The organism is Kribbella sp. NBC_00662 (assembly GCF_041430295.1).
Classification (GTDB): Bacteria; Actinomycetota; Actinomycetes; order Propionibacteriales; family Kribbellaceae; genus Kribbella.
On record NZ_CP109029.1, the window covers coordinates 5,664,932 to 5,691,409 of the forward strand.

At 69.3% G+C, this 26,478-nt stretch carries 28 protein-coding genes; 16 read left to right on the plus strand and 12 right to left on the minus strand.

The window, feature by feature from the left end:
* Positions 1–2 precede the first annotated feature (2 nt).
* Both OHA10_RS28215 and OHA10_RS28220 read right to left on the minus strand, forming a co-directional pair.
* Positions 3–1,406: a metallopeptidase TldD-related protein gene (locus OHA10_RS28215; RefSeq protein WP_371401776.1), complete on the minus strand. Its 1,404-nt coding sequence runs from the start codon at positions 1,404–1,406 to the stop codon at positions 3–5.
* Entirely contained in the window at positions 1,403–2,914 is a 1,512-nt protein-coding gene (locus tag OHA10_RS28220; protein WP_371401777.1) for a TldD/PmbA family protein, read from the minus strand. Before OHA10_RS28220 ends, OHA10_RS28215 begins: the two co-directional genes overlap by 4 nt.
* Before the next feature lie 124 nt (positions 2,915–3,038).
* On the opposite strand from OHA10_RS28220, the gene OHA10_RS28225 reads away from it, so the two are divergent.
* The 3 genes from OHA10_RS28225 to OHA10_RS28235 are packed head-to-tail and all read left to right on the plus strand — an operon-like array spanning position 3,039 to position 4,922.
* Complete coding sequence (locus OHA10_RS28225; protein WP_371401778.1) at positions 3,039–3,596, plus strand: RNA polymerase sigma factor; 558 nt, start codon at positions 3,039–3,041, stop codon at positions 3,594–3,596.
* A complete protein-coding gene (locus OHA10_RS28230) occupies positions 3,593–4,249 on the plus strand; it encodes a hypothetical protein (protein WP_371401779.1) in 657 nt (218 codons plus the stop codon). The genes OHA10_RS28225 and OHA10_RS28230 overlap by 4 nt, the downstream gene beginning before the upstream one ends.
* Before the next feature lie 37 nt (positions 4,250–4,286).
* Positions 4,287–4,922 carry a hypothetical protein gene (locus tag OHA10_RS28235; RefSeq protein ID WP_371401780.1) on the plus strand — a complete coding sequence of 212 codons (636 nt, stop codon included), beginning with the start codon at positions 4,287–4,289 and terminating at the stop codon, positions 4,920–4,922.
* Here OHA10_RS28235 and OHA10_RS28240 read toward each other — a convergent pair.
* Both OHA10_RS28240 and OHA10_RS28245 read right to left on the minus strand, forming a co-directional pair.
* Positions 4,919–5,599 carry a nucleotidyltransferase domain-containing protein gene (locus OHA10_RS28240; protein ID WP_371401781.1) on the minus strand — a complete coding sequence of 227 codons (681 nt, stop codon included), beginning with the start codon at positions 5,597–5,599 and terminating at the stop codon, positions 4,919–4,921. The genes OHA10_RS28235 and OHA10_RS28240 overlap by 4 nt on opposite strands.
* A complete protein-coding gene (locus OHA10_RS28245) occupies positions 5,599–6,441 on the minus strand; it encodes an alpha/beta fold hydrolase (protein ID WP_371408001.1) in 843 nt (280 codons plus the stop codon). Before OHA10_RS28245 ends, OHA10_RS28240 begins: the two co-directional genes overlap by 1 nt.
* A 154-nt stretch (positions 6,442–6,595) precedes the next feature.
* Here OHA10_RS28245 and OHA10_RS28250 point away from each other — a divergent pair, with 154 nt between their 5' ends.
* The 5 genes from OHA10_RS28250 to OHA10_RS28270 are packed head-to-tail and all read left to right on the plus strand — an operon-like array spanning position 6,596 to position 12,167.
* Positions 6,596–7,525 (plus strand): ABC transporter permease, encoded by a 930-nt coding sequence (locus OHA10_RS28250; RefSeq protein WP_371401782.1) that lies wholly within the window; start codon positions 6,596–6,598, stop codon positions 7,523–7,525.
* Entirely contained in the window at positions 7,525–8,523 is a 999-nt protein-coding gene (locus OHA10_RS28255; RefSeq protein WP_371401783.1) for an ABC transporter permease, read from the plus strand. The genes OHA10_RS28250 and OHA10_RS28255 overlap by 1 nt, the downstream gene beginning before the upstream one ends.
* Positions 8,516–9,514 carry an ABC transporter ATP-binding protein gene (locus OHA10_RS28260; RefSeq protein WP_371401784.1) on the plus strand — a complete coding sequence of 333 codons (999 nt, stop codon included), beginning with the start codon at positions 8,516–8,518 and terminating at the stop codon, positions 9,512–9,514. Before OHA10_RS28255 ends, OHA10_RS28260 begins: the two co-directional genes overlap by 8 nt.
* Positions 9,511–10,497, plus strand: coding sequence for an ABC transporter ATP-binding protein (locus OHA10_RS28265; protein ID WP_371401785.1), 987 nt, complete (start codon positions 9,511–9,513; stop codon positions 10,495–10,497). Before OHA10_RS28260 ends, OHA10_RS28265 begins: the two co-directional genes overlap by 4 nt.
* The gene (locus tag OHA10_RS28270) at positions 10,494–12,167 is read left to right on the plus strand and encodes an ABC transporter substrate-binding protein (protein WP_371401786.1); all 1,674 of its coding nucleotides are present in this window, start codon (positions 10,494–10,496) and stop codon (positions 12,165–12,167) included. The genes OHA10_RS28265 and OHA10_RS28270 overlap by 4 nt, the downstream gene beginning before the upstream one ends.
* A gap of 18 nt (positions 12,168–12,185) precedes the next feature.
* On the opposite strand, the gene OHA10_RS28275 is transcribed toward OHA10_RS28270, so the two are convergent.
* Together OHA10_RS28275 and OHA10_RS28280 are read right to left on the minus strand one after the other, a co-directional pair.
* A complete protein-coding gene (locus tag OHA10_RS28275; protein WP_371401787.1) occupies positions 12,186–12,680 on the minus strand; it encodes an HAD family acid phosphatase in 495 nt (164 codons plus the stop codon).
* A complete protein-coding gene (locus OHA10_RS28280) occupies positions 12,673–13,221 on the minus strand; it encodes a GNAT family N-acetyltransferase (RefSeq protein ID WP_371401788.1) in 549 nt (182 codons plus the stop codon). The genes OHA10_RS28275 and OHA10_RS28280 overlap by 8 nt, the downstream gene beginning before the upstream one ends.
* Before the next feature lie 246 nt (positions 13,222–13,467).
* Here OHA10_RS28280 and OHA10_RS28285 point away from each other — a divergent pair, with 246 nt between their 5' ends.
* Both OHA10_RS28285 and OHA10_RS28290 read left to right on the plus strand, forming a co-directional pair.
* Positions 13,468–14,595, plus strand: coding sequence for an exonuclease SbcCD subunit D (locus tag OHA10_RS28285; protein ID WP_371401789.1), 1,128 nt, complete (start codon positions 13,468–13,470; stop codon positions 14,593–14,595).
* Complete coding sequence (locus tag OHA10_RS28290; protein ID WP_371401790.1) at positions 14,592–17,345, plus strand: AAA family ATPase; 2,754 nt, start codon at positions 14,592–14,594, stop codon at positions 17,343–17,345. Before OHA10_RS28285 ends, OHA10_RS28290 begins: the two co-directional genes overlap by 4 nt.
* On the opposite strand, the gene fdhD is transcribed toward OHA10_RS28290, so the two are convergent.
* Positions 17,329–18,162, minus strand: a complete 834-nt coding sequence (gene fdhD, locus OHA10_RS28295; protein ID WP_371401791.1) for a formate dehydrogenase accessory sulfurtransferase FdhD — start codon at positions 18,160–18,162, stop codon at positions 17,329–17,331. The two genes, OHA10_RS28290 and fdhD, sit on opposite strands and share 17 nt — an antisense overlap.
* A gap of 17 nt (positions 18,163–18,179) precedes the next feature.
* A complete protein-coding gene (locus OHA10_RS28300; protein WP_371401792.1) occupies positions 18,180–19,211 on the minus strand; it encodes a phosphotransferase family protein in 1,032 nt (343 codons plus the stop codon).
* A 56-nt stretch (positions 19,212–19,267) separates the two neighbouring features.
* Here OHA10_RS28300 and OHA10_RS28305 point away from each other — a divergent pair, with 56 nt between their 5' ends.
* On the plus strand, positions 19,268–19,873 hold the full coding sequence (locus tag OHA10_RS28305; RefSeq protein WP_371401793.1) for a trimeric intracellular cation channel family protein: 606 nt from the start codon (positions 19,268–19,270) through the stop codon (positions 19,871–19,873).
* Here the strand turns inward: OHA10_RS28305 and OHA10_RS28310 are convergent.
* Both OHA10_RS28310 and OHA10_RS28315 read right to left on the minus strand, forming a co-directional pair.
* Positions 19,856–20,572, minus strand: a complete 717-nt coding sequence (locus OHA10_RS28310; protein WP_371401794.1) for a MerR family transcriptional regulator — start codon at positions 20,570–20,572, stop codon at positions 19,856–19,858. The genes OHA10_RS28305 and OHA10_RS28310 overlap by 18 nt on opposite strands.
* Before the next feature lie 40 nt (positions 20,573–20,612).
* A complete protein-coding gene (locus OHA10_RS28315) occupies positions 20,613–21,788 on the minus strand; it encodes an MFS transporter (RefSeq protein WP_371401795.1) in 1,176 nt (391 codons plus the stop codon).
* Between the two features lie 72 nt (positions 21,789–21,860).
* On the opposite strand from OHA10_RS28315, the gene OHA10_RS28320 reads away from it, so the two are divergent.
* The 3 genes from OHA10_RS28320 to OHA10_RS28330 all read left to right on the plus strand — a co-directional run bounded on the left by OHA10_RS28320 (position 21,861) and on the right by OHA10_RS28330 (position 24,326).
* Positions 21,861–22,931, plus strand: coding sequence for a ferrochelatase (locus tag OHA10_RS28320; protein ID WP_371401796.1), 1,071 nt, complete (start codon positions 21,861–21,863; stop codon positions 22,929–22,931).
* Entirely contained in the window at positions 22,928–23,731 is an 804-nt protein-coding gene (locus tag OHA10_RS28325; protein WP_371401797.1) for an inositol monophosphatase family protein, read from the plus strand. Before OHA10_RS28320 ends, OHA10_RS28325 begins: the two co-directional genes overlap by 4 nt.
* A 295-nt stretch (positions 23,732–24,026) precedes the next feature.
* Complete coding sequence (locus OHA10_RS28330; RefSeq protein ID WP_130379292.1) at positions 24,027–24,326, plus strand: DUF4193 domain-containing protein; 300 nt, start codon at positions 24,027–24,029, stop codon at positions 24,324–24,326.
* A gap of 83 nt (positions 24,327–24,409) precedes the next feature.
* Here OHA10_RS28330 and OHA10_RS28335 read toward each other — a convergent pair whose 3' ends face one another.
* The gene (locus OHA10_RS28335; RefSeq protein WP_137254812.1) at positions 24,410–24,736 is read right to left on the minus strand and encodes a DUF4235 domain-containing protein; all 327 of its coding nucleotides are present in this window, start codon (positions 24,734–24,736) and stop codon (positions 24,410–24,412) included.
* Between the two features lie 30 nt (positions 24,737–24,766).
* Entirely contained in the window at positions 24,767–25,222 is a 456-nt protein-coding gene (locus tag OHA10_RS28340; protein WP_371401798.1) for a DUF3093 domain-containing protein, read from the minus strand.
* Between the two features lie 52 nt (positions 25,223–25,274).
* Here OHA10_RS28340 and dut point away from each other — a divergent pair, with 52 nt between their 5' ends.
* Together dut and OHA10_RS28350 are read left to right on the plus strand one after the other, a co-directional pair.
* Positions 25,275–25,727 carry a dUTP diphosphatase gene (dut, locus tag OHA10_RS28345; protein WP_371401799.1) on the plus strand — a complete coding sequence of 151 codons (453 nt, stop codon included), beginning with the start codon at positions 25,275–25,277 and terminating at the stop codon, positions 25,725–25,727.
* A 78-nt stretch (positions 25,728–25,805) separates the two neighbouring features.
* Positions 25,806–26,459, plus strand: a complete 654-nt coding sequence (locus OHA10_RS28350; protein WP_371401800.1) for a DUF3710 domain-containing protein — start codon at positions 25,806–25,808, stop codon at positions 26,457–26,459.
* The last annotated feature ends 19 nt before the right edge of the window (positions 26,460–26,478 follow it).

Sequence of the window (26,478 nt, forward strand, 5' to 3'; positions counted from 1 at the left end):
GCTCAGCTGGCCTGGCTGACGCTCGACATGTTGAAGTCGGGCACGAGCAGCGGCGGCGTCGCCGTCCGCGAGAAGTAGTCGCCCCACTCCCTCGAGTACGACGGAACCGTGGCGCCCGCGGCAGTAAAGCGCGCAAGCAGATCCACCGGGCTCTCGTTGAACCGGAAGTTGTTGACCGCGCCCGTCACCTCGCCACCCTCGACCAGGTAGACGCCGTCGCGCGTCAGACCGGTCAGCAGCAGCGTCTGCGGATCGACCATCCGGATGTACCACAGGCACGTCACCAGCAGACCGTTGTCGAGCCCCGCGACCAGGTCGTCTGTCGAGCCGGCGCCGCCGTCGACCGATACGACATAGTTCGCGATGTCCGGCGTCGCTTCCGGTACGCCGATGAGCTCCGCCGTATGACGGCTCGTCATCAGGTGCTCGAGCTTCCCGCCCCGGATCCAGTCCGTGGCCTGCAGCGTCAGCCCGTTGTCGAACACGCTCGACGAGCCGCCCGACGACCGGGCCACGGCGAACGCGAACGCCTCGAGACCGGCCAGCGCCGGATCCGAGTGCATGTTCACCGGCTGCGACGACAGGGTGTCGCCGAGACGGGTGCCGCCGCCGGACTTCGAGAACACGGTCTGGCCGTCGAACGCGTCGCGGCCGTCGAGCTGCCAGTACAGGTACGTCATCAGGTCCGCGACCGCGGCCGGCGGCAGGATCGTCGGGTGCCGACCGGCGTCGACCGAGACCGTCCGGGTCGCCCAGCCGAGCCGGCGGGTGAGCTCGGCGTCGAGCGCGAGCGCGTCGACGTCGGTGAAGTCACGGGTGGCCGTTCCGACCCAGGCCGAGTGGCTGAGGTCGGCGTTCTTGCCGGTCGAGGAGACGTACCCGCGGGGGAGTGCCTGGCGCAGCCGCAGCCCGGTCGACGAGCCGACGTACAGCGTGACGACCTCGTGGTTCGCGAAGCCGTACAGCCGACGGCGCTCGAGGTCCGCGCGCTTGAGCGACTCGCCGAGCGAGGGCGCGAACTTCTCGTAGACGCCGACCGTGGTCTCCTCGGGCTCGAGATCCCAGTCGGCGCCGACCGGGCCGTCGACGAGCGGGCGGGCGTCCTCGGCCGGCCCGGCGGCGCGGGCGGTCGCGATCGCGGCGGACACGATCTCGCGCAACGAGTCCTCGGTGACGGACGAGCGGCCGATGACGCCGGCCGCCGTACCCTCGCCGGATCCGACCGTGGCGATCACGGTCACGCTCGAGCCGCGCATCGCGCCGTTCGTGGTCAGGGTGTTGTTGGCCCAGCGCAGGTTCGTGCTGGAGGTCTCGGCGACGAGTACGACGCAGCCGTCGGCGCCTTCGGCCGCGGCCAGGGCCAGACCGCGCTCGATGGTGTCCTGGGGCGTGAGCTGAATCGTCACCGGCCGGCCTCCTGCGTGGTGTTGAGAATGCGGACGCTGCGGAACAGCGCGGACGGGCAGCCGTGGGTGACCGCGCCGGACTGCGAGGGCTCGGCCTTGCCGCAGTTCAGCGCGCCGCCGAGCAGGTACGTCTGCGGGCCGCCGACCGCCTCCATCGAGCCCCAGAAGTCGGTCGTGGTCGCCTGGTAGGCGACATCGCGCAGTTGGCCCACGATCTTGCCGTCGACGATCTTGTAGAACCGCTGACCGGTGAACTGGAAGTTGTACCGCTGCATGTCGATCGACCAGGACTTGTCGCCGACGATATAGATCCCGTTCTTCACCCGGCTGATCAGCTCCTCGGTGGACGGGCCGTCCGGGGCGGGCTGGAGCGAGACGTTGGCCATCCGCTGGATCGGGATGTGGCCGGAGGAGTCGGCGTACGCACAGCCGTTGGAGCGCGGTGTGCCGAGCAGGTCCTCGTTCTTCTTCGCCATCCGGCGGTCGACCTGGTACCCGACCAGGATGCCGTCCTTGACCAGGTCCCACTGCTGGCCGGCGACGCCCTCGTCGTCGTACCCGACGGTGGACAGGCCGTGCTCGACGGTGCGGTCGCCGGTGACGTGCATGACCGGCGAGCCGTACTTCAGCGTGCCGAACTTGTCGGTGGTGGCGAAGCTGGTGCCGGCGTAGTTCGCCTCGTAGCCGAGGGCGCGGTCCAGTTCGGTGGCGTGGCCGATCGACTCGTGGATGGTCAGCCAGAGGTTGGTCGGGTCGATGACCAGGTCGTACTCGCCGGCCTCGACGGTCGGGGCCGCGAGCTTCTCGGCGAGCCAGCCGGGGATCTGGGCGAGCTCCTCATCCCAGTTCCAACCGGTGCCGGTCATGTACTCCCAGCCCCGGCCGGCCGGCGGGGCGCAGGTCGACATCGAGTCGAAGCGGTCCTCGGCGACGGCGTGGGCGGTGATGTTCGGGCCGATCCGGACGCGTTGCTGGGTGTACGACGTGCCGGCGGTGTTCGCGTAGTACTTGCACTCGTGGATGGTCGCGACGTGGACGCTCACGTGGGCGACGCCGTCAGCCTTCAGGAGGCGGTCGCTGTAGTCGGTGAGCAGGGCGACCTTGTCGGCGCGTGGGACGGTGAACGGGTCGATCTCGTACGACGAGATCCAGGTGACGTCGTCGTACACCGGCTCGTCGGCGAGCTCGATCGTCTCGGCGTTGATCGGGCGGGACACCTGCGCCATGTTCACGGCCTGCTCGGCGACGCGGACCGCCTCGTCCACGGTCAGCGCGACGCCGGCGGCGAATCCCCAGGTGCCGTCGTGGATCACGCGGACGGCGAGGCCGAGGTCCTCGTCGTCCTTCGCGCTCTCCAGCACGCTGTCTCGCAGGGCGATCGACTCGGATCGGATCCGCTCCAGCCGGAACTCGGCGTACGTCGCGCCGAGGTCGCGGGCGCGCTGGAGCGCCGCTTGGGCGAGTTCATGACGGGGGAGGGCGAGGAAGCTCGCGTCGACTTCAGGCACGGTGTCGACCTTATACAGGGAACCGGACAAAGCTCGGCGGTGTAGTGACAATGACAAGAAACCGCCTCGCTCCGCTCGGCGGGCTGGGTGAGGGGCCCGGCTCCCGGGTGGGGTGGGGTTGTGGATGGGAGACGTGATCGGGCAGGGCGATGAAGCTGAGGTCTTGGCTCGGGTGCGGGGTGGGGATGGGGCCGCGTACGGCGAGTTGGTGGATCGGTATGCCTTGGTGGCGAAGCGTACGGCGGTGTTCCTGGGGGCGGGGGCGGACGCGGACGACGTGGTGCAGGAGGCGTTCGTCAAGGCTTACAGAGGGTTGGGCGGGTTCCGGGAGGGAGCTGCCTTCAGGCCCTGGTTGTTGCGGATTGTTGCCAACGAGACCCGGAACGCGGTGCGGGCACGCGGGCGGCGTGCTCGGCGGGAGGAGCTGGCGGCGCCGCTGGACGTCGTACTGGATCCCGCTGATGCCGCAGTGTCGCTGGAGCGTCGGACCGAGCTGCTGAACGCCGTACGCACGCTCCCGGAGCCGATGCGCCTCGTAGTGACCTGCCGCTACCTGCTGGACCTGGATGAGCAGGAGACCGCCGTAGTACTCGGCTGGCCACGCGGGACGGTCAAGTCGCGTCTGCATCGTGCGCTGGGGAGACTCCGCGACGCCCTACCGGACAAGGAGGTGCAGCGATGAGCCTCGAAGACGAGCTGCGGGCCGTCGGGCGATCTGCCGTCGTACCTCCGGTCGACGACGCCCTGACAGCCACAGTGCTCACACGCGTCGCCGACATCCCAGTGCGGAAGCGCCTGCGCGACCGGTGGCGTGCGTTCCTCGCCGGCTTCCTCGTACTGCTCGCCGGTCTCGCCCTGACCCCACCGGTACGGGCGACGGTCGCCGAGTGGCTGCGGATCGGCGGCGTCCAAGCGCAGCCCGTCGGCAGTGGTCCGAGTACTGCGCCACCGGTGCCGACCGTCGCTGGGCACCTGTCGTTGGAGCAGGCAGCGCAGACAGCCGGCTTCACCCCGAAGCTTCCGAAGGAGCTAGGCGCGCCCACCGGCGTAGAGGCATCGAAGGGCTTCATCGCAACCAGCTGGAGCGGCGTGCGGTTGGAGCAGTTCCAGTCCGGCATCGAGCCGCTCTACCTCAAGCGGTACTACGGCAGCCTCGAGTACATCGACCAGATCAACGCCTTCTGGTTCAAGGCCCCGCACGACCTGGTGCTCGTCGACAAACGCGTCGTACGGATCGCCGGACCCACGCTGGTCTGGGAGCGCGACGGCGTGACGTTCCGCCTCGAAGGCGTCGACAAGGCACGTGCAGTGGAGCTGGCGAGCGGAACCTCCTGACCGGCAGCGGTGTATCCAGCGTGAAAGGAGAGCCGCCATGATCCGTCGCACGCTCGCACTGGTCGCAGCACTGCTTGCCACCACAGCGTTCACCGCACTCCCGGCCCACGCAGGAGGCCCCACCAGCGTCCTGCTCAGCGCACCGCCGAAGGTCTCCGCCGTCGGCTACGACGACGCGCGGTACTACGACCTCCAGAACCTGATCCAGGGCCCGTCCAAACCCGATGTCGGCAGCGAGATCCACAGCATCGGCAAATTCGTCCGTGCGACCTGGCTGATCCACGACATGAGCGTGTGGCGGGTCGACGTCATCTATCCGGACGCGCCCGGCGGCCCCTGGATCTCTACCGAGGAGTTCATGGACGGCACCAAGCCCGCCAAACCGACCTGGCACCGGGCTGCAGATCCGGAGCGGCTGCTCGAGGTACTCCGCTCGTTCAAGCTCCTCGACGGCGAGTTCAACGGCGGACCCACCCTCGACGACGGCTACTCGGTCGCCGACGCGCCCGTCACGACACCCACCCCGGCGCCCGCGCCGGCGCAGTCCCAGGTCGCGACCACCAGCGTCTTCACCGGTTGGCGCTGGATCATCCCCGGCGTCCTGATCGGAGCAGCCGTCGCAGTCTTTGCCGTGCGCCTGTTCCCGAAGCGCCGCTGGGAGCTGATCGACTAGAGCTTCGCACCCAGCTCGAAGCCGGCAAACAGCCGCCCACCGTAGTCGGCAAGGATGTGGTCGACGGCAACGACCAGCCGGTCGTCCTCCGCCCGTACGCCGTCCATCAACGCGGCAGCGAGATCAGCGTCGTACGCCGCAACCTCCCGCAGCAGACCCTTGCCGGTGCCGGACCAACGACCGGCGCCGGTCAGGAACAGCCGCGCCGCGTCCTGCCACAGCACCGAAGCGATCGCCAGCCGCACATCACCGCCGGCGTCCGACAGATCGTCAAGGAGGTTGGTGATCGTGTAGCGCAGCAGCGCCAGCTCCTCCGGGGTCAACGGCCGAGGCCCAGCGGCCACCTCGGCCAGGTACTCCTGCTGCAACCGCGCCCCGGACCCATCTGTGTCCAGCAGTACGACGGACTCCCCGACGAGCCGCATCATCGTCGGCTGGCGTCGGGCCTGGTCCTTGTCGGCGAAGAAACGCAGCGACTTCTCGGTGTGCACGAAGAGCTCGACCGGCCACCCGCCGTACTCCAGCGACTTCCGCATCGGCGCCGGGGGACCGTCCAGCAGCACAGTGATGTCCAGGTCGGACGTGCTACTCGCCTCACCGCGCGCCACACTGCCACCGAGCCAGGCAGCTCGGGCATCCGGATACAGCTCCCGTACGAGTTGGCGTGCCAGGTCCATCAGGACAGTGTCAGCCAGCGCAGCAGTTCGCGAAACGCATTTGCCGGCGGGATGTGGCCGCCCACGTAGTACTTGCGTTCGGCGTGGGGTATCGCGGCAGCGAGGAACTCGACGTACTTGCCGGCTCGTTCGTCGGCCGAGCCGTGCCAGAGGCTGACCGGGACCCGGATGTCGCCCAGCTCGAAGCCCCACGGAGTGGCGAAGGCGACGTGGTCGTCCAGCCAGCCGTCGTGGCTGGTGACAAAGGTCGCCGTCAGTCGAGCCATGGCCGAAGGGTCCTCGCGAGCGGGCGGACCGGGCTCAGCTCCTGGTTGAGGTGGGATCTCCGGCCCACCGGCCTCGACTGCAGCCATGATCGTCCGGGCAGTCTCCTCGAACCCGGGCCGGAGGTCGCCGTGCAGCGCACGCCAAGAGGTGCGATTGCGCCGTGGGTCCGCGAGTTCCTCCTCCTCGGTCGGCTCCGGACCGTCCACGATCGGCGGCGAATTGCTCCCGATCACCGCGCACCTCGTCACCCGGTCCGGCAACAGCGCAGCACAGGCCAACGCATGCGGCCCGCCGCCCGAACCGCCGGTAACGGCGAAGCGGTCCCAACCCAGCGCATCGGCCACGGCGACAGCGTCCTCGACCACGGACGCGACTGTCCGGCCAGGCAGGCGGGTCGACCCGCCGTAGCCGGGGCGGTCCGGGGTCGCCAGTCGCAGACCGGACGACTCGATGGCCGCCAAGGCGTCCGGCCGCTTCCAGCGGGTCGAAGGCGTACCGCTGAACGACAGCGCCGGCAGCCCGTCCTCGGCGCCCTCGACGTTGTACAGAACCATCCGGTCGCCGATCCGCACCATGCTGTCCACCAGCGGAGCGTAACCAACCGACCTCAGCTAACCGAATCCACAGTTATCAACCCGAGATTCTCGGAATTCGAGATGCAACGGCGGTGGTGGAAGGATGCGGCCTAGGTTTTGTCGGCTGTAAGAAATCAACCAGTCGGGAGTGCTTGTGAGTTCCTCGGTCGCCGGGACCGTTTCGCCCACCCGGCAGGCGTTGCGCCGGCTACGGCGTGACCGCAGCGCGCGGATCGGCCTCGTACTCGTCGTTCTGCTGATCCTGATCGCGGCGGCCGCGCCGCTGCTGGTGCGACTGGCCGGTCAGGACGCGACGACGTACCACATCGACCTCCTCGATCCGAACCGCGGAAACGCGCCGGCCGGTGCGCTGGGAGGGATCAGCGGCAGTCACTGGTTCGGCGTCGAGCCGCTGACCGGCCGTGACCTGTTCTCGATCGTGGTTCTCGGCCTGCGTACGTCGTTGTTCATCGCGGTCGTCGTCACCGCGATCACGACCGTCGTCGGCACACTGGCCGGGATCAGCGCGGCGTACTTCGGCGGCTGGTACGACGCGGTCATGTCCCGGCTGCTCGACTTCCTCTTCGGCTTCCCGCAGCTCGTCTTCATGATTGCCCTCGGCATCATCATCCCGGCCAGGTTCCCGCGCTGGCTGCTGCTGATCCTGGTGCTGAGCTTCTTCGGCTGGGCCGGGCTGGCGCGGCTGATCCGCAACCAGGCGCGGTCGCTGGTCGCCCGGGAGTTCGTCGAGGCCGCCCGCAGCGTCGGTTCGAGCGGCTGGATGGTCATCACCCGCGAGCTCCTGCCCAACCTGCTCGGCCCGGTCCTGGTGATCGCGACGCTGGCCATCCCCGGCTACATCGGCGCCGAGGCGGCGCTGTCGTTCCTCGGCGTCGGCGTACCGCCGCCGACACCCAGCCTCGGCCGGTCGATCTCGGACTCGATCGCCTGGGTGTACACCGGCGCGGACCCGTGGTTCCTGCTGTTCCCGGGCATCATGCTGTTCTTCGCCGTACTGGGCTTCACGCTGCTCGGTGACGGAGTACGGGACGCGTTCGACGTCCGGCTGCGGAGGACGAACTGATGCCCGACCTCGTCTGGTTCGTCACCCGGCGCCTGTTCGCCGCTCTGCTCGTGATGCTCACACTGAGCCTCGCCGTCTACCTGGTCTTCTACGCGATCCCTGCCGACCCGGCCCATCTGGCGTGCGGCAAGCCCTGTACGCCGGACCGCCTGGAGCAGGCGCGGCACTTCATGCAGCTCGACCAGAGCACCCTGCAGCAGTACCTGAACTTCCTGAAGGGCATCTTCGCCGGCCGCACCTTCGGTGAAGGTACGGCGGCCGTGCACTGCAACGCGCCCTGCTTCGGGTACTCGTTCCCGCTGGCCCGCCCGGTCACCACGCTGATCCTGGACCGGCTGCCGGTCACCGCCTCGATCGCGATCGGCGCCGCCATACTGTGGCTGCTGCTCGGCGTTTCACTCGGCGTGATCGCCGCGCTGAACCGTGGCCGCATCCTGGACCGGCTGGCGATCGGGGTCGCGCTGATCGGGGTCTCGACGCCGTCGTTCCTGCTCGGTCTGCTGGCGATCCTGGTGTTCGGGTTCTGGCTCAACATGGTGCCGGTCAACGGCTACGTCCCGTTCACCGAGAGCCCGGTCGACTGGGCCTGGCACCTGATCACGCCGTGGATCGTGCTCGCGATCCTGCAGGCGGCGTCGTACATCCGGCTGACCCGGTCGCAGATGCTCGAGGAGCTGAACCTCGACTACATCACCACGGCCCGGGCCAAGGGTGCCGGCGAGCTGCGCGTGGTCGCGACCCACGGGCTCCGCGGCGTGCTCGTGCCGGTCGTGACGCTGTTCGGCCTCGATCTCGGCGGTCTGCTCGGCGGTGCGATCCTGACCGAGAAGGTTTTCAGCATGCAGGGCCTCGGTGACTTGCTGATCACCGCGGTCGGTCAGCTCGACGTGGCCGTGGTCGTCGGCGTGACGCTGTTCTCGGCGTTCCTGATCATCCTCGCGAACCTGGTGGTGGACATAGTGCACGGTGTGCTCGACCCGAGGGTGAGCCATGGCTGAACCAGTGCTGGAAGTGCACGACCTGCACGTCACCTTCACCACGGAGGGCGGTCCGGTGCCGGCGGTCGACGGCATCGACTTCGCCGTCGCGCCGGGGGAGACACTCGCGATCGTCGGCGAGTCCGGCTCCGGCAAGAGCGTCAGCTCGGCCGCTGTCATGGGCCTGCTGCCCTCGAACGCCCAGGTCACCGGCGAAGTGCTGCTCGACGGCCGCGAGCTGAACGGCCTGCCGAACGACGAGCTCCGCAAGATCCGCGGCAACGACATCGCGATGGTCTTCCAGGACGCCCTGTCCGCGCTCAACCCGTACTACAGCGTCGGCTGGCAGGTCGCCGAGGCGTACCGTCTGCACCACGACGTCTCCAAGCGGAAGGCGCACCAGCGGGCGGTCGAGATGCTCGACAAGGTCGGCATCCCGGACGCGGCCCGCCGCGCGGAGAGCTACCCGCACGAATTCTCCGGGGGAATGCGGCAGCGGGTCGTGATTGCTATGGCTCTGGTGAACGACCCCAGAGTGCTGATCGCGGACGAACCGACGACCGCACTCGACGTGACCGTGCAGGCGCAGATCATGCGCCTGCTCGACGACGTGCAGGCGGAGTTCGGTACGGCGTTGGTCCTGATCTCGCACGACCTCGGCGTCGTCGCCGAGGTCGCGGACGACGTCCTGGTGATGTACGCCGGGCGCGCGGCCGAGCGCGGTACGGTCCGTGACATCTTCTTCCGGGCCGCCCATCCGTACACGCTCGGTCTGCTCGGGGCGATGCCGCGGGTCGACGTACCGCCGAAGCCGCGGCTGACCACGATCCCCGGCACTCCGCCCACGCCGGGATCGATCACGACCGGCTGCCCGTTCCAGCCGCGGTGCGCGTACACGCATCTGGTCGGTGAGCGTTGCGTCACGGAGCGTCCCGAGCTCACGCCGCGCCCCGGTCAGGGCGACCACGAGGCGGCCTGCCACCTCGGCCGGCGGCCGGAGGTGCTGTTGTGAGCGAAGAGCTGCTGAACCTCAAGGACGTCAAGAAGTACTTCGGTCTGCGCGGCGTCCCGTGGCGCAAGGCGCAGGCGGTCCGCGCGGTCGACGGCGTGAACCTCGTCGTCCGCAAGGGCGAGACGGTCGGCCTGGTCGGCGAGTCCGGATCGGGCAAGTCGACGCTGGCCCGCGTGGCGACCCGCCTGCTCGACCCGACCCAGGGCCGCGTCGAGATCGGCGGCACCGACGTCACCAAGGTGCGTGGCCGCCGGCTGCGGCCGGTCCGGCGGAAGATCCAGATGGTCTTCCAGGACCCGCAGGCATCGCTGAACCCGCGGCAGTCGGTCGGCACCATCCTGAGTACGCCGTTCCGCGCGCAGGGGATCCGCCCGACCCGAGCCCAGTTGGTCGAACTCCTGGAGCAGGTCGGCCTCGCCGAGCAGTACCTCGAGCGGTATCCGCACGAGTTCTCCGGCGGTCAACGCCAACGGATCGGGATCGCCCGCGCGTTGTCGGTGAAGCCGGATCTGCTGGTCTGCGACGAGCCCGTGTCCGCGCTCGACGTCTCCGTCCAGGCCCAGGTGCTGAACCTGCTCGCCGACCTGCGCGACGAGCTCGGTCTGTCGTACGTGCTGGTCGCGCACGACCTTGCGGTGGTCCGGCAGGTCGCCGACCGGATCGCGGTCATGTACCTCGGCACGATCGTCGAAGAAGGTCCGGCCGCGCAGGTCTACGAGGCGCCGGCGCATCCGTACACGAAGGCGCTGCTCTCCGCCGTACCGGTGCCGGAGCCAGGTGTCGACCGGGACCGGATCGTGCTGACCGGCGATGTGCCGACGCCCATCGACCCGCCGTCCGGCTGTCCGTTCCGGACCCGTTGCTACAAGGCGCAGGACGTCTGTGCGACCGAACGACCGGTGCTCGAGCCCGTCCAAGGTTCGACTGAACACCGGGCCGCCTGCTACTTCCCTGAGCCCCCCACCTCTGAGAGGAACCAATGAAACGCATAACCCGAGCGGTCGCGGTAGCGGCCGCACTGGCGCTGGCGGCCGCCGCTTGCAACGCCAACGACAAGTCGAGCTCAGGCGGCGGCACCACCGCGGCCGCGGAGCAAGGTGGCACGCTGCACTTCCTCAGCACCGCGAAGGAGGTCAGCTACGACCCGGCCAAGAGCCAGAACCTGGGTATCAGCGGCATCCACCTGGTGCTGCGCGGCCTGACGTCGTGGAAGACCGACCCGAACAAGCCGACCGAGCTGGTCCCGGACCTCGCGACCGACACCGGTCAGGTCAGCGACGGCGGCAAGACCTGGACGTACAAGCTGAAGCCGGGTCTGAAGTACTCCGACGGCTCGCCGATCGTTGCCGGTGACATCAAGTACGGCGTCGAGCGGTCGTTCGCGCCAGAGTTGTCCGGCGGTCTCGGCTACCACAAGTCGCTGCTCGTCGGCGGCGACAAGTACACCGGCCCGTACAAGGGCGGCGAGCTGGCCTCGATCGAGACGCCGGACGACACCACGATCATCTTCAAGCTGAACAAGCCGTACGGCGACTGGCCGTGGATCGTCAGCATGCCGGCGTTCTCGCCGGTACCGAAGAAGGCCGACACGGACCCGGCGCACTACGGCGAGAAGCCGATGGCCAGCGGCCCGTACCAGGTGCAGTCGTACGCGCCGGGCTCGAAGCTCGTGCTGACACGCAACCCGAACTGGGACAAGTCGACCGACCCGGCCCGCACCGGCCTGCCGGACTCGATCGTGACCGACATGGGCCTGCAGCCCGATGTCATCAACCAGCGCCTGATCGCGGACGCCGGTGACGACAAGTTCGCCGCGACCACCGGTACCTCGGTCCCGGCCGCGCTGATCCCGACCGTCACCGGCAACCCCGCGGTGAAGGCCCGCGTGGCGACGTCGACCTCCGGCGCTCTGATGTACCTGGCGATGAACACGCAGCGCCCCGCGCTCGCCAAGCCCGAGGTCCGCAAGGCGATCCAGTACGCCGTCGACAAGCAGGCCGTCCAGGTCGCCGAGGGCGGTCCGGAGTTCGGCGGTGAGCTCGCGACGACCCTGATCACGCCGGGTATCGACGGCTTCAGCAAGTTCGACCTGTTCCCGGCGCCGCCGGCGGGTGACCCGGACAAGGCCAAGCAGATGCTCGCGGCCGCCGGGGCCAGCAACCTCAACCTGGTGCTGGCCGCCGACAACACGACCGGTCTCGGCGTGGCGCAGGCGATCCAGCAGGGCCTGAAGCGGGCCGGGATCACGGTCACGATCAAGCCGCTGGACTCCGAGCCGCTGACCGACCTGATCACCGGCAACAAGCCGGACTTCGACCTGACCGTGTCGAGTTGGCTGCCGGACTTCCCGTCCGCGATCGGCAACATCCAGCCGCTGTTCGCGTCGTCGGAGATCGGCAACGGCGGGTACAACATCTCCCGCTACTCCAACCCGGCGGTCGACTCCGCGATCGCCGCGGCGACGGCCGAGTCGGACCGGACCAAGGCGGCCGGGATGTGGGGTGCGGTGGACAAGCAGATCATGGCCGACGCACCGGTCGTGCCGCTGATCTACGCACGGAACGCGTTCCTGCACGGGTCGAAGGTGCAGAACTTCTACCTGCCGCAGTACCCGCCGTACCCGAACACGCTGATCCTGGGGCTCAGCAAGTAGAGCAAGTAGAGGTAGGTCTCAGGTCCGGCCTTCGGATTCCTGGGCCTCGAAGAGGGTCGGCTGGGTCTCGGCATCGAGTCCCCAGTCGGCCCTCATCACCGTGTAGCCGGCCTTCTCGGCCGCGGCGATCACCTTGACGTCGTCGTCGACCAGGACGGCGACCGGCCGCTGCTCGGCCAGGCGCTGCAGCCGGCCGAGCTTCATCATCGTCGACGGGCGCCGGTCGGTGTTGCCGCGCATGTACAGCTTCCCGTCCGGGAACCCGTTGTCCTTCAGCCACTTCAGCGTGTCCCGCCGCAGCCGCTCCGGCCGCCCGGTCAGGTAGACGATCTCGTGCTCGACCGCCAGCGTCGTCGCGACCGCGAGCCCCTCGTCGAGTACGGCGTCCTCCTTGGCGTGCGCGAAGAACGAGTCCCAGTCCTTCGGCTTCCGCTCGATGAAGTGGATCCGCTTGCTCGTGTCGGACAGCGTCGCGTCGATATCGAGTACGGCGTACGGTCGATCGTCATCCATGGCGTTCAGCTTCCCAGGTCGCGCGATCGACGCCGTACCGGACCTCGCCGAACTCGGTCCCGGGCAGCGGATGGTCGAAGTGTTCGTGGTAGATCTTCAGGAACCGCAGGCCGGATCGCCGCATCACCGCTCGCGAACGGTGATTGACGGCCATCGTGTCCGCCACGACCCGGTCCATCCCGAGGCCGAAGGCGTGCGCGATCAGCGCTCTCGTGCCCTCGGTCGCGTATCCCTTGCCCCAGGCGGCCCGGCTCAGCCGGTAGCCGACACCGACGGTCCTGGCGTCGCTGGTCGGCTGCATCCCGAACCATCCGACGAACACGCCGTCGGCCTCGGCGGCGAACGTCCCCAGTTGCGGATGTTCGGCGTACACCTTGAGGATCTCCGGCAGGACGACGTTCTCGATCTCGTCCCGCGGAGTCGGTTGACCGGTCAGGAACCGCATCACCTCGGGATCGGAGTCCAGCGAGACCAGCAGCTCGACATCGGCCGGGGTGAACCGGCGGAGCATCAGCCGCTCGGTCTCCAGATAGGTCACCACTCCTGGATCGTAGGCCGTTCCCATGTCCGAGGGCCGGTGGATTACGGCTGCTGACGCGGGACCCGCGCTCCCGAACCACCGACTCCCGCGCCGACTTTGAGCACCCACCAACCGTTCTCAGGGCGCGACGGTGGTTGGCCCGTGCTCAAAGTGGTGGGAGAGGGTGTCCGGAGTGTGGGCGGGTGCGGGGTTGGGGTGTGTTGGGTTGGGCGGTTGTCGGTGGGGCGGGTTAGCGTTCTTCCCGCAATGGACGAGTCGATCACGTTTCTGCACAGCTCGGACTGGCAGCTGGGGATGATGCGCCGGTTCCTTGGGCCGGACGGCCAGGCCCGGTGGGGTCAGGCGCGGCTGGATGCTGTCGCACGGATCGGCGAGGTCGCGGAGCGGACCGGTGCGGCGTTCGTGGTCGTCACCGGTGATGTGTTCGAGCACAACCAGGTCGAGCGCCAGACGATCCTGCGGGCGTGTGAAGCGCTCAAGCGGATCCCGGTGCCGGTCGTGCTGCTGCCCGGCAACCACGACGCGCTCGAGCCCGGCTCGCTGTGGACGTCGAGCCAGTGGCAGGGGCACGCGCCGGAGCACGTGACGGTCCTGACCGAAACGACGCCTTTCCAGATCGTGCCCGGGGTGGAGATCGTCGGCGCCCCGTGGCGTTCCCGCCGTCCGCTCTCGGATCCGGCCGCGCCCGGGTACGCCGACCTCACGCCCGGGCCCGGAATCATCCGGATCCTGCTCGCGCACGGTCAGCTGACCAGCCTGTCCGGCGGCATGTCCGACGTACCGACGATCGACCAGACGGCGCTCGAGGCCGCGGTCGCGGACGGCCGGCTGCAGTACGTCGGGCTCGGCGACCGGCACTCGACCACGAAGGTGACCGAGCGGATCTGGTTCTCCGGGACGCAGGAGGTCACGTCGCCCGAGGAGGACGCACCGGGCAACGTGCTCAAGGTGACCATCGCCGCCGACGCCATCGAGGTTGAACCCGTGCGAGTCGGCGCTTGGCACATGGTCGACCACCGGGTCGAGCTGTTCGACGAGGAGTCGATCCAGGCGCTCGAGGACTGGTTCGCCGAGCTGCCGGACAAGGAACGGACGTACGTGCGGCTGGCCGGCGACGGCTCGTTGCCGCTGCCGTTGCTGAGCCGGCTGGACGCGATGATCGACGCGCAGGGCGAGGTGTTCGCCAGCGTGGAGCGGTGGGCCAAGTTCTGGACCGTCCGGCCCGCTCCGGACGCGGCCGACCTGGAGTCGCTGCAGCTGAGCGGTCCGGCGCGTGCCGCGATGGAGGAGCTCCGGCAGGCGCTGGCCGGCGGCGACGAGGGCGCAGGTGCGGCGTTGTCGTTGATGCACCGATTGGCGCGGGACGCGGGATGAGATTGCACAGCTTGGCGCTACGGGACTTCCGTGGCGTCAAAGAGCGCATTGTCCGGTTCCGCGCGCTCGGCACCACCGTCGTGGTCGGCGACAACGAGGTCGGGAAGTCCAGCCTGGTCGAGGCGTTCGGGCTGATCTTCGAGCTGCCTGACGACTCGAAGTCGACCCGGATCCGCGACATCCAGCCGGTCGGTCAGGACGTCGGGCCGGAGGTCACCGCCGAGCTGAGCCTCGGCGGTCGCGAGCTGACGTACTCGAAGCGCTGGCTGAAGAACCGTTCCACCGAGCTGACCATCGTCGAGCCCGACGGCCGGCGGCAGTCGTGGACCGGTCGCGAGGCGCACAACGAGGCCGAGCGGCTGTTCCACGAGAACGTCGACCCGGTGCTGTGGCAGACCTTGATGGTCAGCCAGGGCCAGTCGTTGGTGCTGCCAACGCCGGCCGACGCGGAGCCGTTGATCACCGCGGTGACCGCCGAGTCCGGGACACCGGTCGACGGTGCGTCGATGCCGTTGGTGACTGCGGTCGAGCACGAGTACCTGCGGTACTGGACGCCGCGCGGGAAGCCGACCGGCGACTATGCGCGGTCCGCGAAAGCGGTGTCGGCGGCCGAGCTGGGTGCGGCGCAGGCGTTGCAGGCGATGGAGGAGGTGCAGTCCGACATCCGGCGGGCCGAGCGGCTCAACCTCGACCTCTCCGATGTCGACGCCCGGCTGTCCGACCACCTGAAGTCGGTCGAGGAGCTGCGCGAGCGCAAGAAGGCGACCGACGAGATCCTGCTTCGTCGCGACTCGGTTCGCTCGCGGGCGGAGACCGCGCGGGCCAGACTGGAGAACCACACGCGGACCCGGCTCGACCGTGAGCGGTTGCTGGACGAGGTCGAGCGGTTCACGAAGTTCGAGGCCGAGCTGGCCACAAAACGGGCGGACGCCGACCTGGTCGCCAAGACCGCGGCCGAGATGGTGCAGGCGGCGGAAGCCGCGCTGGCAGAGGTGGTCGAGCTCAAGGACCTCCGGCGCACGGACGTGCAGGCGGCGGAGCGGCGGGTCTCTGACCTGATGGATCGCGCCGAGCTGGCTCGATTGCTCGGGCAGCAGACCGAGCTCGTCGACGTACGGGCGCGGATCGCGGCCGCCGGGACGATCCTGGACCGGATCAAGGTCGACGATGCGATCGTCGCGGCGCTCGAGGACGCTCGGGCGGCAGTCGTCGAGGCGCGTGCGGCGCTCGCGGCCGGTGTACCCGAGGTGTCGGTACGGCGACTTGGCGCGGAGCCCGTCGAGTTGTCGGGGACCGGTCTCGACGGGGCCGTGCCGTCGGAGCTCGGGTTCGACGAGGCGACCGAGGTGCTCGTCTCGGGCGAGCTGGTGATCGGCGTACCGGGTCAGCTCGAGGTGACTGTGCGGGCCGGCGGCGAGGCGGCGACGCTGCGGTCGCGGCTCGACGACGCCGTACGACGTGAGAAGGACCTGCTGAAGAAGGCCGGCGTGAAGGACGTCGCCGCCGCGCGGGAGCTGCTGCGGAAGGCCGACACCGCGACGGCGGAGCTCAACGAGGCCCGGCGTACGGAGAAGTCGTTGACGGCCGGAGGCGATCCGGGGGAGCGGATCGCCGTACTGTCTGCGCGGCTGGGTCCTGAGGACGAGGCCGAGGAGTCCGGTAAGCCCGCCGTTGAAGGCGTCCCGGGGCAGATGTCGCTGTTTGCCGAGTTCGCGGAGTTCGCGTCGCCGCACGACACGCTGTTCGACGACGTCGACGAGCCCGCGCCGGCTGCGGACGACCTTTCGGGTGCGCAGCGAGTGCTCGAGGAGGCGCGGAGCGGACTGGCCGAGGCGGAGCGGTTGCTGGCGGACGCGGAGTTCGCGGCCGCGCAGGCGCGGAAGGCGGCCGACGAGGATCGGTCCGAGGCGCAGAACGCACGGGCCCGGTCGGAGCTGGCGGGGGAGCGCTTGGCGTCTGCGATCGAGGCGCTCGAGGCCGCCCGGGCGGTGCTGGACGACGACGCCGTGTCCGCGGCTGAGACCGAGGCGACCACTGAGGTCGAGGCGGTGCTCGAGGAGCTGACCGTCGTACAGGAACAGGCCGATGCGGCCGGGGCGGACGAGGTCGCGGGCGAGCTGACGCACGCGTTGGCGGTGGCGAAGCGGCTGCAGAGCGAGCGGGACACGTTGCGCGACGCGTTGCGTACGACGGAGGGCCGGCTGGAGCAGTCCGGGCGGGACGGGCTCGCGACCCGGCGGGACGTGGCCGACCTGGAGCTGGCCGCCGTACGCGCGGAACACGACAGCCTCGAGCGCCGGGCGGAGGCGGCGCGGCGCGTGTACGAGACCCTCAGCCGGCATCGGGCCGAGGCACAGACGAAGTACTCCGAACCGCTGCAGACCCGGATCGAATCGCTGGGTCGCAGCGTCTACGGGCCGTCGTTCCGGATCTGGCTCGACGACGATCTCGCGGTCGCGGAGCGGGAGCTGGACGGCGTACGGCTGCGGGTCGAGGCGCTGTCGACCGGCGCTCAGGAGCAGCTGGCGATCATCACCCGCCTCGCGATCAGCCACCTGGTCAGCACCGGTGAGGGCAGCGTCCCCGTCATCTTCGACGACGCCCTCGGCTGGTCCGACAAGGCCCGCCTCCGCGACATGGGCGCCCTGCTCGGCCGTGCCGGCGACCACGGCCAGATCATCATCCTCACCTGCATGCCCGACCGCTACGAATACGTCCCCAAAGCAACCTTCATCAAGCTGGACGCGTGATCCGCTCCGGGGCCGAGTAGACGACGCAGCGTTCGCCGCGGGTGAAGCCGGCGAGGGTGATGTTGGACTGGCGGGCCAGGTCGACGGCGAGGCTGGAGGGGGCGCTGACGGCCACGATCATGCCGATGCCGGCGGCGACGGCCTTCTGGACGATCTCGTAGCCGGCGCGGCCGCTGACCGCGAGGACCAGACCCTTGCGGCTGTGGTGGTTGAGGACGGTCCAGCCGACGACCTTGTCGACGGCGTTGTGGCGGCCGACGTCCTCCTTCACCACGATCTTGCGGCCGTCGGCGGTGAACAGGCCCGCCGCGTGCAGTCCGCCGGTGCGGTTGAACGTGGTCTGCCCCTCGCGGAGAAGATCGGGCAACCGCCGTACGACGTCGACCGGGACCTCGACCGGGTCCACCGGGTCGTACTCGCGCTCGGCGAGCTCGTCGAGGCTCTGCTGGCCGCAGACCCCGCAGGCGGCCGATGTGACGCCGTACCGCTGGGGTGGCTCGCGGTCCGGGGGACCGTCGAAGGTGACCGTGACAGTGTTGAACTGCTGCTCGCGGGTCAGCGCGACATCGGTGCAGTAAGCAACCGTCCGGATCGCGTCCGGCCGTACAGCGAACCCTTCGCCGAGGCAGAAGCCGGCGGCGAGCTCGAAGTCGGACCCGGGCGTCCGCATCGTGACGACCAGCGGTTCGGGCGGCCGCCCCGGCCATTCCAGCCGCAGCTCCAGCGGCTCCTCGGTGGTGACGACGTCCTCACGCCGCGAGGTCCGCTCACCATCGAGCACCTCGACTTTGAACCTGGTGGCCGGCCCTTTGGTCATACAACAACAGTAGGCGCTCACCAGCCACGGCGTACGGCGAGCCAGTCGAGGTACGTCCACGCGTAGAACCGCTGGTGCTCGCGCAAGGCCGGCGTACATCCGGGTGGGGGCGGTGCATCAGTGTTCTTCAACATGTAGGCCGCGATGACCGCCATGAAGGCGTCGAGGTGTTCGCCGGGTACGTCGGCGGTCAGGGGACTGCGCTTGATCGCGGCGAACGTGTCGATCCCGTTGTGCTGCGCGGTCGGGAGCAGGCCGGCCCAATCGACCCAGCGCGGGCCGAGGGTCAACCAGTTCCAGTCGACTGCCCAGCAGACACCGTGCGAGTCGATCAGGAGATTGTCCGGACGCAGGTCGGAGTGCATCGCGGTGTCGCCGACGAGGATCTCCGGTCCTGCCGCCGCCAACTCGGCCAGCTCCGGCAGCACCCGGGTCAGCCACGGTTGCATGCCGACCGGCAGCTCCCGCTCACCTGCCAGGATCTGCGCGGGCACGGCAACGTCTTCCCCGACCAACTCCCCGAATGACATCAGCCCGGTCAAGGGGCTGGGGCGCAACGCCTCGGCCATCGCCTCGCAGGCGGCGGTCACCAGGTCGAAGTCGTCGGCAGTCCAGGGCGTTCCGGGCATCCGTCCGTCCACCCACTCGGAGACGACCGCGAACCAGTCGCTGTCCCCGCTGTCCCCGCCGCCGACGGGGGCGGAGGCGGTCGCAGCTGCGGCGGCGTAGGAGGTGGTGGCGTGTGCGGTGGCGACGATCGCGGGCGCCCGGACGGCCTTCGGGAGCCGGGGGACGACCTCCGCCTCGCGCTGGTAGGCGCCGTACGCGTGGGTGCTGTCGGGTGCGGCCTTGATGAAGACCCGGCGGCCGTCGGCCAGCTGGGCGCGAGCCGCGAACCCACCGGTGAAGCCGGAGCTGACCGGCGCCGAGACCGCGGCGATCTCGGTGCCTAGGGCAACAGCCAGCGCCTGGTGGAGACCGGCCGGCAACGACTCCCAGACAGGGCGCTGCGAGGTGGCGGAGTAGTCGACGTCCGGGGCCTGGCTCATGTCCAAGAACGATAGATGCGGTGGAGGTACGGCGCCTGTGGTTTAGCGTCGGGCGCATGGTGCTGCAAGTTCTCGATCTGGTGGGGATCTTTGTCTTCGGGATCACCGGGGCGTTGGTCGGCGTACGGAAGAAGCTGGACGTTTTCGGGATCCAGGTGCTCGCGCTGGTGACCGGGCTCGGTGGTGGGTTCATCCGGGACGTGCTGATCGGCGAGACCCCGCCGGCCGCGCTCCGGGACTGGCGGTATCTGGTCGTCCCGGTCGTGGCCGGCCTCCTGACGTTCTTCCTGCACCCGGGCATCGGCCGGGTCGAGCGGCTGGTGAACATCTTCGACGCGGCCGGCCTGGCGCTGTTCTGCGTGACCGGTGCGCTGAAGGCGATCGAGTTCGGCCTCTCCCCGATCTCGGCCGCGCTGCTGGGCACACTGTCCGGCATCGGCGGCGGCGTACTCCGCGACGTCCTCAGCGGCCGCGTCCCGGTCGTACTCCGCTCCGAGATCTATGCCACCCCGGCGCTCCTCGGCGCCGGCATCGTGGTCATCGCGGCAGCGCTCGAGTACCACGCGCTCTGGGTCCCGATCGCCGCGGCGGCCACCTGCTTCACGATCCGCCTGATCGCGATCCGCCGCGGCTGGAACGCGCCGCTACCCCGCAACCCGTGACGGCGGCGCCCAACCGTTGACCACGGCAACCAGTTCGACGTACCGATGCCAGCGCGGATCGGCGGTACGACGCAGGTCGATCAGCTGCCGGCGCAGTTCCGGATCGGCTCGCAGCGGGTTGTCCCCGGCAAGGACCTGGAAGCCGGCTGCGAGACGTCGTACCGCGGCACGGAAGTCTTCAGAGGAGACCAGCGCGGCCAACTCGAGCCACGCGTCGACCTGCTCGGGCCGAGCATCCGGAGCGAGCACGGGCGTGAGGTTCTGACGAGCCGCGGCGAGAGCGGGGTCGTCGCCGAGTGTGCTGGTCAGGAAGTCGGCGATCAACGCCTGCCGTGCTTGTTCGAACTGGGCAGTCATGTCGGTGAGCTCCTCGGGAGTCGAGTGACGATGAGCGACCACCGATACGACGGCGTACTGCGCCTGCAGCGTCCGGATCTGTACGGCGAGTGCGTCGGCATGCGCCGCGAGTACGTCGGCCAGCGTCCGCTCCCGCTCCAGCACCGCCCGCACCGTCTCCAGATCGAGCCCCAGCGCGCGCAGCGTGCGAATCAGCTCCAGCCGCGCGACCGCGCTCTCGTCGTACCGCCGATGACCGGCTGATGTACGACGTGACGCCAGCAGTCCGAGGTCGGAGTAGTGCCGCACGGTCTTCACCGACACGCCGGCAAGCCCCGCCACCGCGCCGATCGAGTGGTCCATGCCCAACACCCTCACATCTCCCCTTACCGGAGATACAAGCCTAGTTGTGGGCGAACCGCTCCTTCGGGCGTGCGAACGTGATCGAGACGGCGGCGACGATCGCACACGCGATGCCCACGCCGAACGGGACCCAATAGGCGTTCGACGGGCCCCAGACGTCGACCGCGTGCCCGGCGGCCGCGTTGCCCGGTGCAACGCCGAGCAGGATGCCGGTGACGGTCCAGGTGATCGCCTCGGTCAACCGCTCCGGCGGCACCCACTCCTCGACGCAGGCGGTGACCGCGACCATCGTCGGCGCGATCGTCATACCGCAGCAGAAGAGCACCACACCGAGCATCAGCACGCTGTTGACCCAGGGGAGCGGGGCCAGCGTGACAGCGAGCGCGATCGTGCCGATCAGCAGCCGTCGCTCGACCGGAGCACGCCAGTGCACCGAGCCGTACCAGAGTCCAGCCAGCAGGCTCCCGAACGCCCAGACGGCCAGTACGACGCCAGACAGGCCCGCCTGTCCCTTCTCGGTCGTAAAAGCCACTGTGATGACCTCTGCGCCACCGAGCGTCGCACCGAGCCCCAGACCGATCAGACTCACCAGAGTGATCGACAGCCACGGCATGTGTGCCTGCTCGGCCCCGTTCGACTTGCCGCGCCCGGGTGGGTCGGAGGCGCGCAGGAGCGCGAGCCAGATGCCACCGGCCAGTCCCAGTACGCCGGCGGCGGTCAGAGCGGCGTACGGACTCCACTGTGTCGCCAGCGTGGTGACGAGGACCGGACCGACGATAAAGACCACCTCGTCGCCGACCGCCTCCAGAGCGAAGGCGGTCTGCAGCGCACGTCCCCGTCCGAGCAGATGAGTCCAGCGAGCGCGGACGAACGAGCCGACCTGCGGACGGGTGCCACCGGCAACGAACGACAACGCGTACAGAACCCAGGTCGCCGAGCCGGCACGTACTGCGACGAGTAGACCGCCCAGTGCGATCGTGCAGAGCACGGAACCGACCAGCAGGAGCGTCCGCTGCCCGAAGCGGTCGACCAGCCGGCCCTGAACCGGTCCGGTCAGTGCACCCGCGATGACCGCCACACCGGAGACCGCGCCGGCCAGGCCGTACGAACCGCTCTCGCGGGCGATCAGGATCACGATGCCGAGCCCGATCATCGAGATCGGCATACGCCCGAGGATCCCGGCGGCGAAGAAAGCGCCGGCACCGGGACGGCGCATGAGGTGTGCATAAGGCTTGAGCATGAGAGACCGGCAACACCTTAACCTTCACCGGTCTGAGAAGCTTGGAATATGTCGCCAGCTGCACCCCCGTACGACGCTGTCCTGCTGCTCTCCTTCGGAGGCCCCGAGAAGCCTGAAGACGTCCTGCCGTTCCTCCAGAACGTGACCCGGGGCCGGGGCATCCCGGACGAGCGGCTCAAGGAGGTCGGGGAACACTACTACGCGTTCGGCGGCAAGAGCCCGATCAACGACCAGAACCGCGAGCTGCTGAAGGCGTTGCGCGAGTCGTTCGACGAGATCGGCTTGGACCTCCCGATCTACTGGGGCAACCGCAACTGGGCGCCGTACTTGACCGACACGATGCGCGAGATGGCCGCCGACGGCGTACGCCGTGCCGTGGTGATCGTCACGTCCGCCTACCCGTCGTACTCCGGCTGCCGCCAGTACCGGGAAAACCTCGAGGACGCCGCGCGCGAAATTCCCGACGCGCCCCGGATCGACAAGCTCCGGCACTACGCGAACCACCCCGGCTTCGTCGGGTCGTTCGTCGAGTCGACCGCCGAGGCGCTGAGCCGGCTGCCCGAGGGCAGCGCGATCGCCTACGTGACGCACTCGATCCCGACCGCGATGAACGCGACCAGCGGTCCTGACGGCAACGGGTACGTCGACTGGCACTCGGACGTCGCCGCCGAGATCACGGCCGAGCTGGAGCGGCGGACCGCCCAGGTTCGGCGTACCGACCTCGTCTACTGCTCGCGGTCCGGGCCGCCGCAGGTGCCGTGGCTCGAGCCGGACGTCAACGACCACCTCGAGGTGCTGGCCGCCGAGGGTGCGCCGGGCGTGGCGGTGGTCCCGATCGGGTTCGTGAGCGACCACATGGAGGTCATCTACGACCTCGACACCGAGGCCGCGAAGACGGCCGAGAAGCTCGGCCTGCCGATGGCGCGGGCCGCGACCCCGGGGACCGATCCGAAGTTCGTCACGATGCTCCGCGACCTGGTCGTCGAACGGGCCGCTGCCGAGCGCGGCGAGCAGCCGGTTCGGCCTTGCGTCGGCAAGCTCGGCCCGGCCTGGGACGACTGCCGTCACGACTGCTGCCCACCGCTTCGCCGACCCACTCCTCAGAAGGAATCTGTATGACCTCCTCGGTAAGCCCGCAGGATCTGCTCAAGCTCGCCGTGGAGGTGGCGGAGGAGGCAGCCGGACTGATCGTCGAACGCCGCCGCGGCACGATCACCGTCGCCGACACCAAGAGCACGATCACCGACGTCGTCACCGCGGTCGACCGGGAGTCCGAGGAGCTGATCCGGGCCCGCGTGCTGCGGGCGCGCCCGGACGACTCGTTCCTCGGTGAGGAGGGCGACGACGTGGTCGGCACCAGCGGCGTCCGCTGGGTGGTCGACCCGATCGACGGCACGGTCAACTACCTGTACGACATCCCGACGTACGCCGTCTCGATCGCCGTCGAGTACGACGGGGAGACGGTCGCCGGCGTGGTGGTGGACGCGCCGAAGGGCGAGGTGTTCACCGCGACCAAGGGCGGTGGCGCGTTCGCGGACGGCAAGGCGATCCAGGTGTCGGGCGCGACCGAGCTGAGCCAGGCCCTGGTCGGGACCGGCTTCGGGTACGACCCGGCGCGCCGGCAGGTGCAGGCGGAGGTGATCCAGCACCTGATCACCAAGGTCCGCGACATCCGCCGGATCGGGGTCGGCGCGATCGACCTCTGCTACGTCGCCTGCGGCCGGCTGGACGCGGTGTTCGAACGCGGACTGAATCCGTGGGACTACGGTGCGGGTGCACTGATCGCGTCCGAGGCCGGGGCGACGGTCGGCGGGCTCAACGGTGCGCCGGTGTCACCGGAGATGTCGATCGCGGCGAGTCCGGCGCTGTTCGCGCCGATCCACGACCTGCTGGCCGCCGCGAACCCGCTGCGCGCCTAGACGTCGGTGAGTGCTCGTTTCTGCGCAGTATCGCGCACTAATGAGCATTTTGGTGTTCGGTCCTGACATTTGTGGCGACACGCGGGCCACAGCATGGACCCAGCCGTGCATTGCGGCGGTTTATAGGGCACAATCCCGTCCTCGGGAGAGGTGATTGCCGATCCCGGCCTGGCTGTCAAGGGTTTCGGGGGACGAAGATTCAGCGCGGTGCGCCGACGCGGAATTTCTCGGCCGCTCTACCCGTTCAAGGGCTCAGCAGGCAACACCACGGGTACGAAGAGGGCAGGGAAACACCATGGCGACTGATTACGACGCCCCGCGCAAGACGGACGAGGACGCTTCCGAAGAGTCGATCGAGGAGCTCAAGACTCGCCGTCACGACAAGAACTCCGGCAAGGTCGACGAGGACGAGGCCGAGGCCGCGGAGAGCTTCGAGCTGCCCGGCGCGGACCTGAGTCACGAGGAGCTGGCGGTCCGGGTCCTCCCGCGCCAGGCCGACGAGTTCACCTGTTCGAGCTGCTTCCTGGTTCACCACCGCAGCCAGCTCGCCGAGACGAAGAACGGGCAGCTGATCTGCCGCGACTGCGCAGCCTGACACCAGCGCCCTTCTTCGTAGTAACTGCAGCGGGACCGTTTCCAGACCCCTGGAAACGGTCCCGCTGTTGTCTGACCACCCGGTCAGTCTTTCTTCTTCACCAGTCCGGTGTCGGTGCCGCGGACCAAGCGGGCCCGGGCGTCCTGGACGTAGCCGGGCGGGGCGTGCCCGGTCGACCGCAAGTAGTAGGCAGCCGCCCGGCGCTCCGCGAACAGCTTCGCGGCCGCGGCCGCGGCAGCGCTCGCAGCCGCCCAGGTCATGACCTCCACGTACTCGCCCTGGCCGTCCTTCGGCGGCTTCCCGCCGGACCCGAGCTTCCAGGCCGTCGTGACCGCTTTGCTCGCGGCCAGGCCGACCACGATCGTGAAGGCGGCCTGCACCAGCTTCCAGCCGATCTTCGCTCCGACCACTGCACACACTCCTAACGCGACTGCTGACAGTCAGGATCTTCCCACGCTGTGCCCGCTCAGCGCGGCAGCCAACCGATCCGGGTGCCGCGTGGCGATCAGCCAGTACGGCGCGGGGTCGCCCGGGTCGGTGATCTGGACCCGTACGGCGCCCGGCAGGTAGCTGCGCAGTACCAGATAGGCCTTCGGATCGCAGTCCCGCCCGAACGCCCGGCGCGCGTCCTCACCGGTCAGCGCCTCGACCGAGCCCAGGTACGACCGGTCGATCTCGGCCCGCCCGGCCCGGAACCGTACGTCGTCGACCTCGACCCGCGCACCGCCGTACCGGACGAACAGCGCCACCAGCAGCACCGCCGCCAGCCCGCCGACGATCGAGCCGGCGATCAGCCCGGCCGGCACCGCGGTGATGACGAACAGCGTGATCACAGCGGCGGTGGCGATGATCCACCACGACACCGGCACGCGCAGACTCTCGCGATAGCTACCCACGGACCCAGCCTGGCACGAACCCGTCCCGGCGCGCTCGATAGGGTCGCCTCTCGTGACCGAGGTACTCATCCAGCGCATCGACCCCGAACTCCCGCTGCCGTCGTACGCACATCCCGGCGACGCCGGCGCGGACCTGGTGGCAGCGGCCGACCTCACCCTGAAGCCGGGGGAGCGCGGTCTGGTCGGCACCGGCATCGCGATCGCCCTGCAGGACGGGTACGCCGCGTTCGTCCATCCGCGATCCGGGCTCGCGGCCAAGCACGGCGTCTCGATCGTCAACGCGCCCGGCACCGTCGATGCCGGCTACCGCGGCGAGATCAAGGTCTGCCTGATCAACCTCGACCCGCACGCCGAGGTGACCGTGCGCCGCGGCGACCGGATCGCCCAGCTCGTCATCCAGCAGGTGGAGAAGGCCCGGTTCGTCGAGGTGACGTCGCTGCCCGGTTCCGCGCGCGGTGACCAGGGGCACGGGTCGACCGGCGGCTTCGGCGATGTGACACGCTGAGCAGGTGCATCCGTTGACCTGACGGATGCGCGAGACTACGGCGGCCGTACCAAACACCAAGGAAGTAGGCAAAGAGCTGTGATCTTCCGCCGCAAGGGCAAGAACGATCCCGAGACGAACGACACCGACGCCGTGACCGACGAGTCCGGTCCGGTGGACGTGCGCTCCGAGGGTCCGTTCGACTCGACCGAGGTCGACGCCGACGTGCTGGAAGCGGAGGACCGGATCGACCTGGGCGCGCTGGTGGTCAACGGCATGCCCGGGATGGAGCTGGGCCTTCAGGTGGACGAGCAGAGCGGCGTGGTCCAGGCGGTGCTGCTGATGCTCGAGGACTCCGCGCTGGAGCTGCGTGCCTTCGCGGCGCCGCGGTCGAGCGGCATCTGGGACGAGGTCCGGCAGGAGATCGCCGCCGAGGCCAGCCGGATGGGCGGTACGGCGACCGAGCACGACGGGCAGTTCGGCACCGAACTGGTTCTCGTCGTACCGGTCGAGGACCCGGAGGGGCAGATCTTCAGCCAGACGTCCCGCGTCATCGGCGTGGACGGTCCGCGCTGGCTGCTCCGCGCGACCGTGCTCGGTCGCGCGGCGGTCGAGCCGGATGCGGCGCTGCCGATGGAGGAGACGCTGCGCAACACGGTCGTGGTTCGCGGTGACGAGCCGATGGCGGTGCGGGAGTCGCTGCCGCTGCGGATGCCGCCGGGTGCCCAGCCGAGCCCGACCGAAGAGGCGTGAGCGGACTACACTCGACATC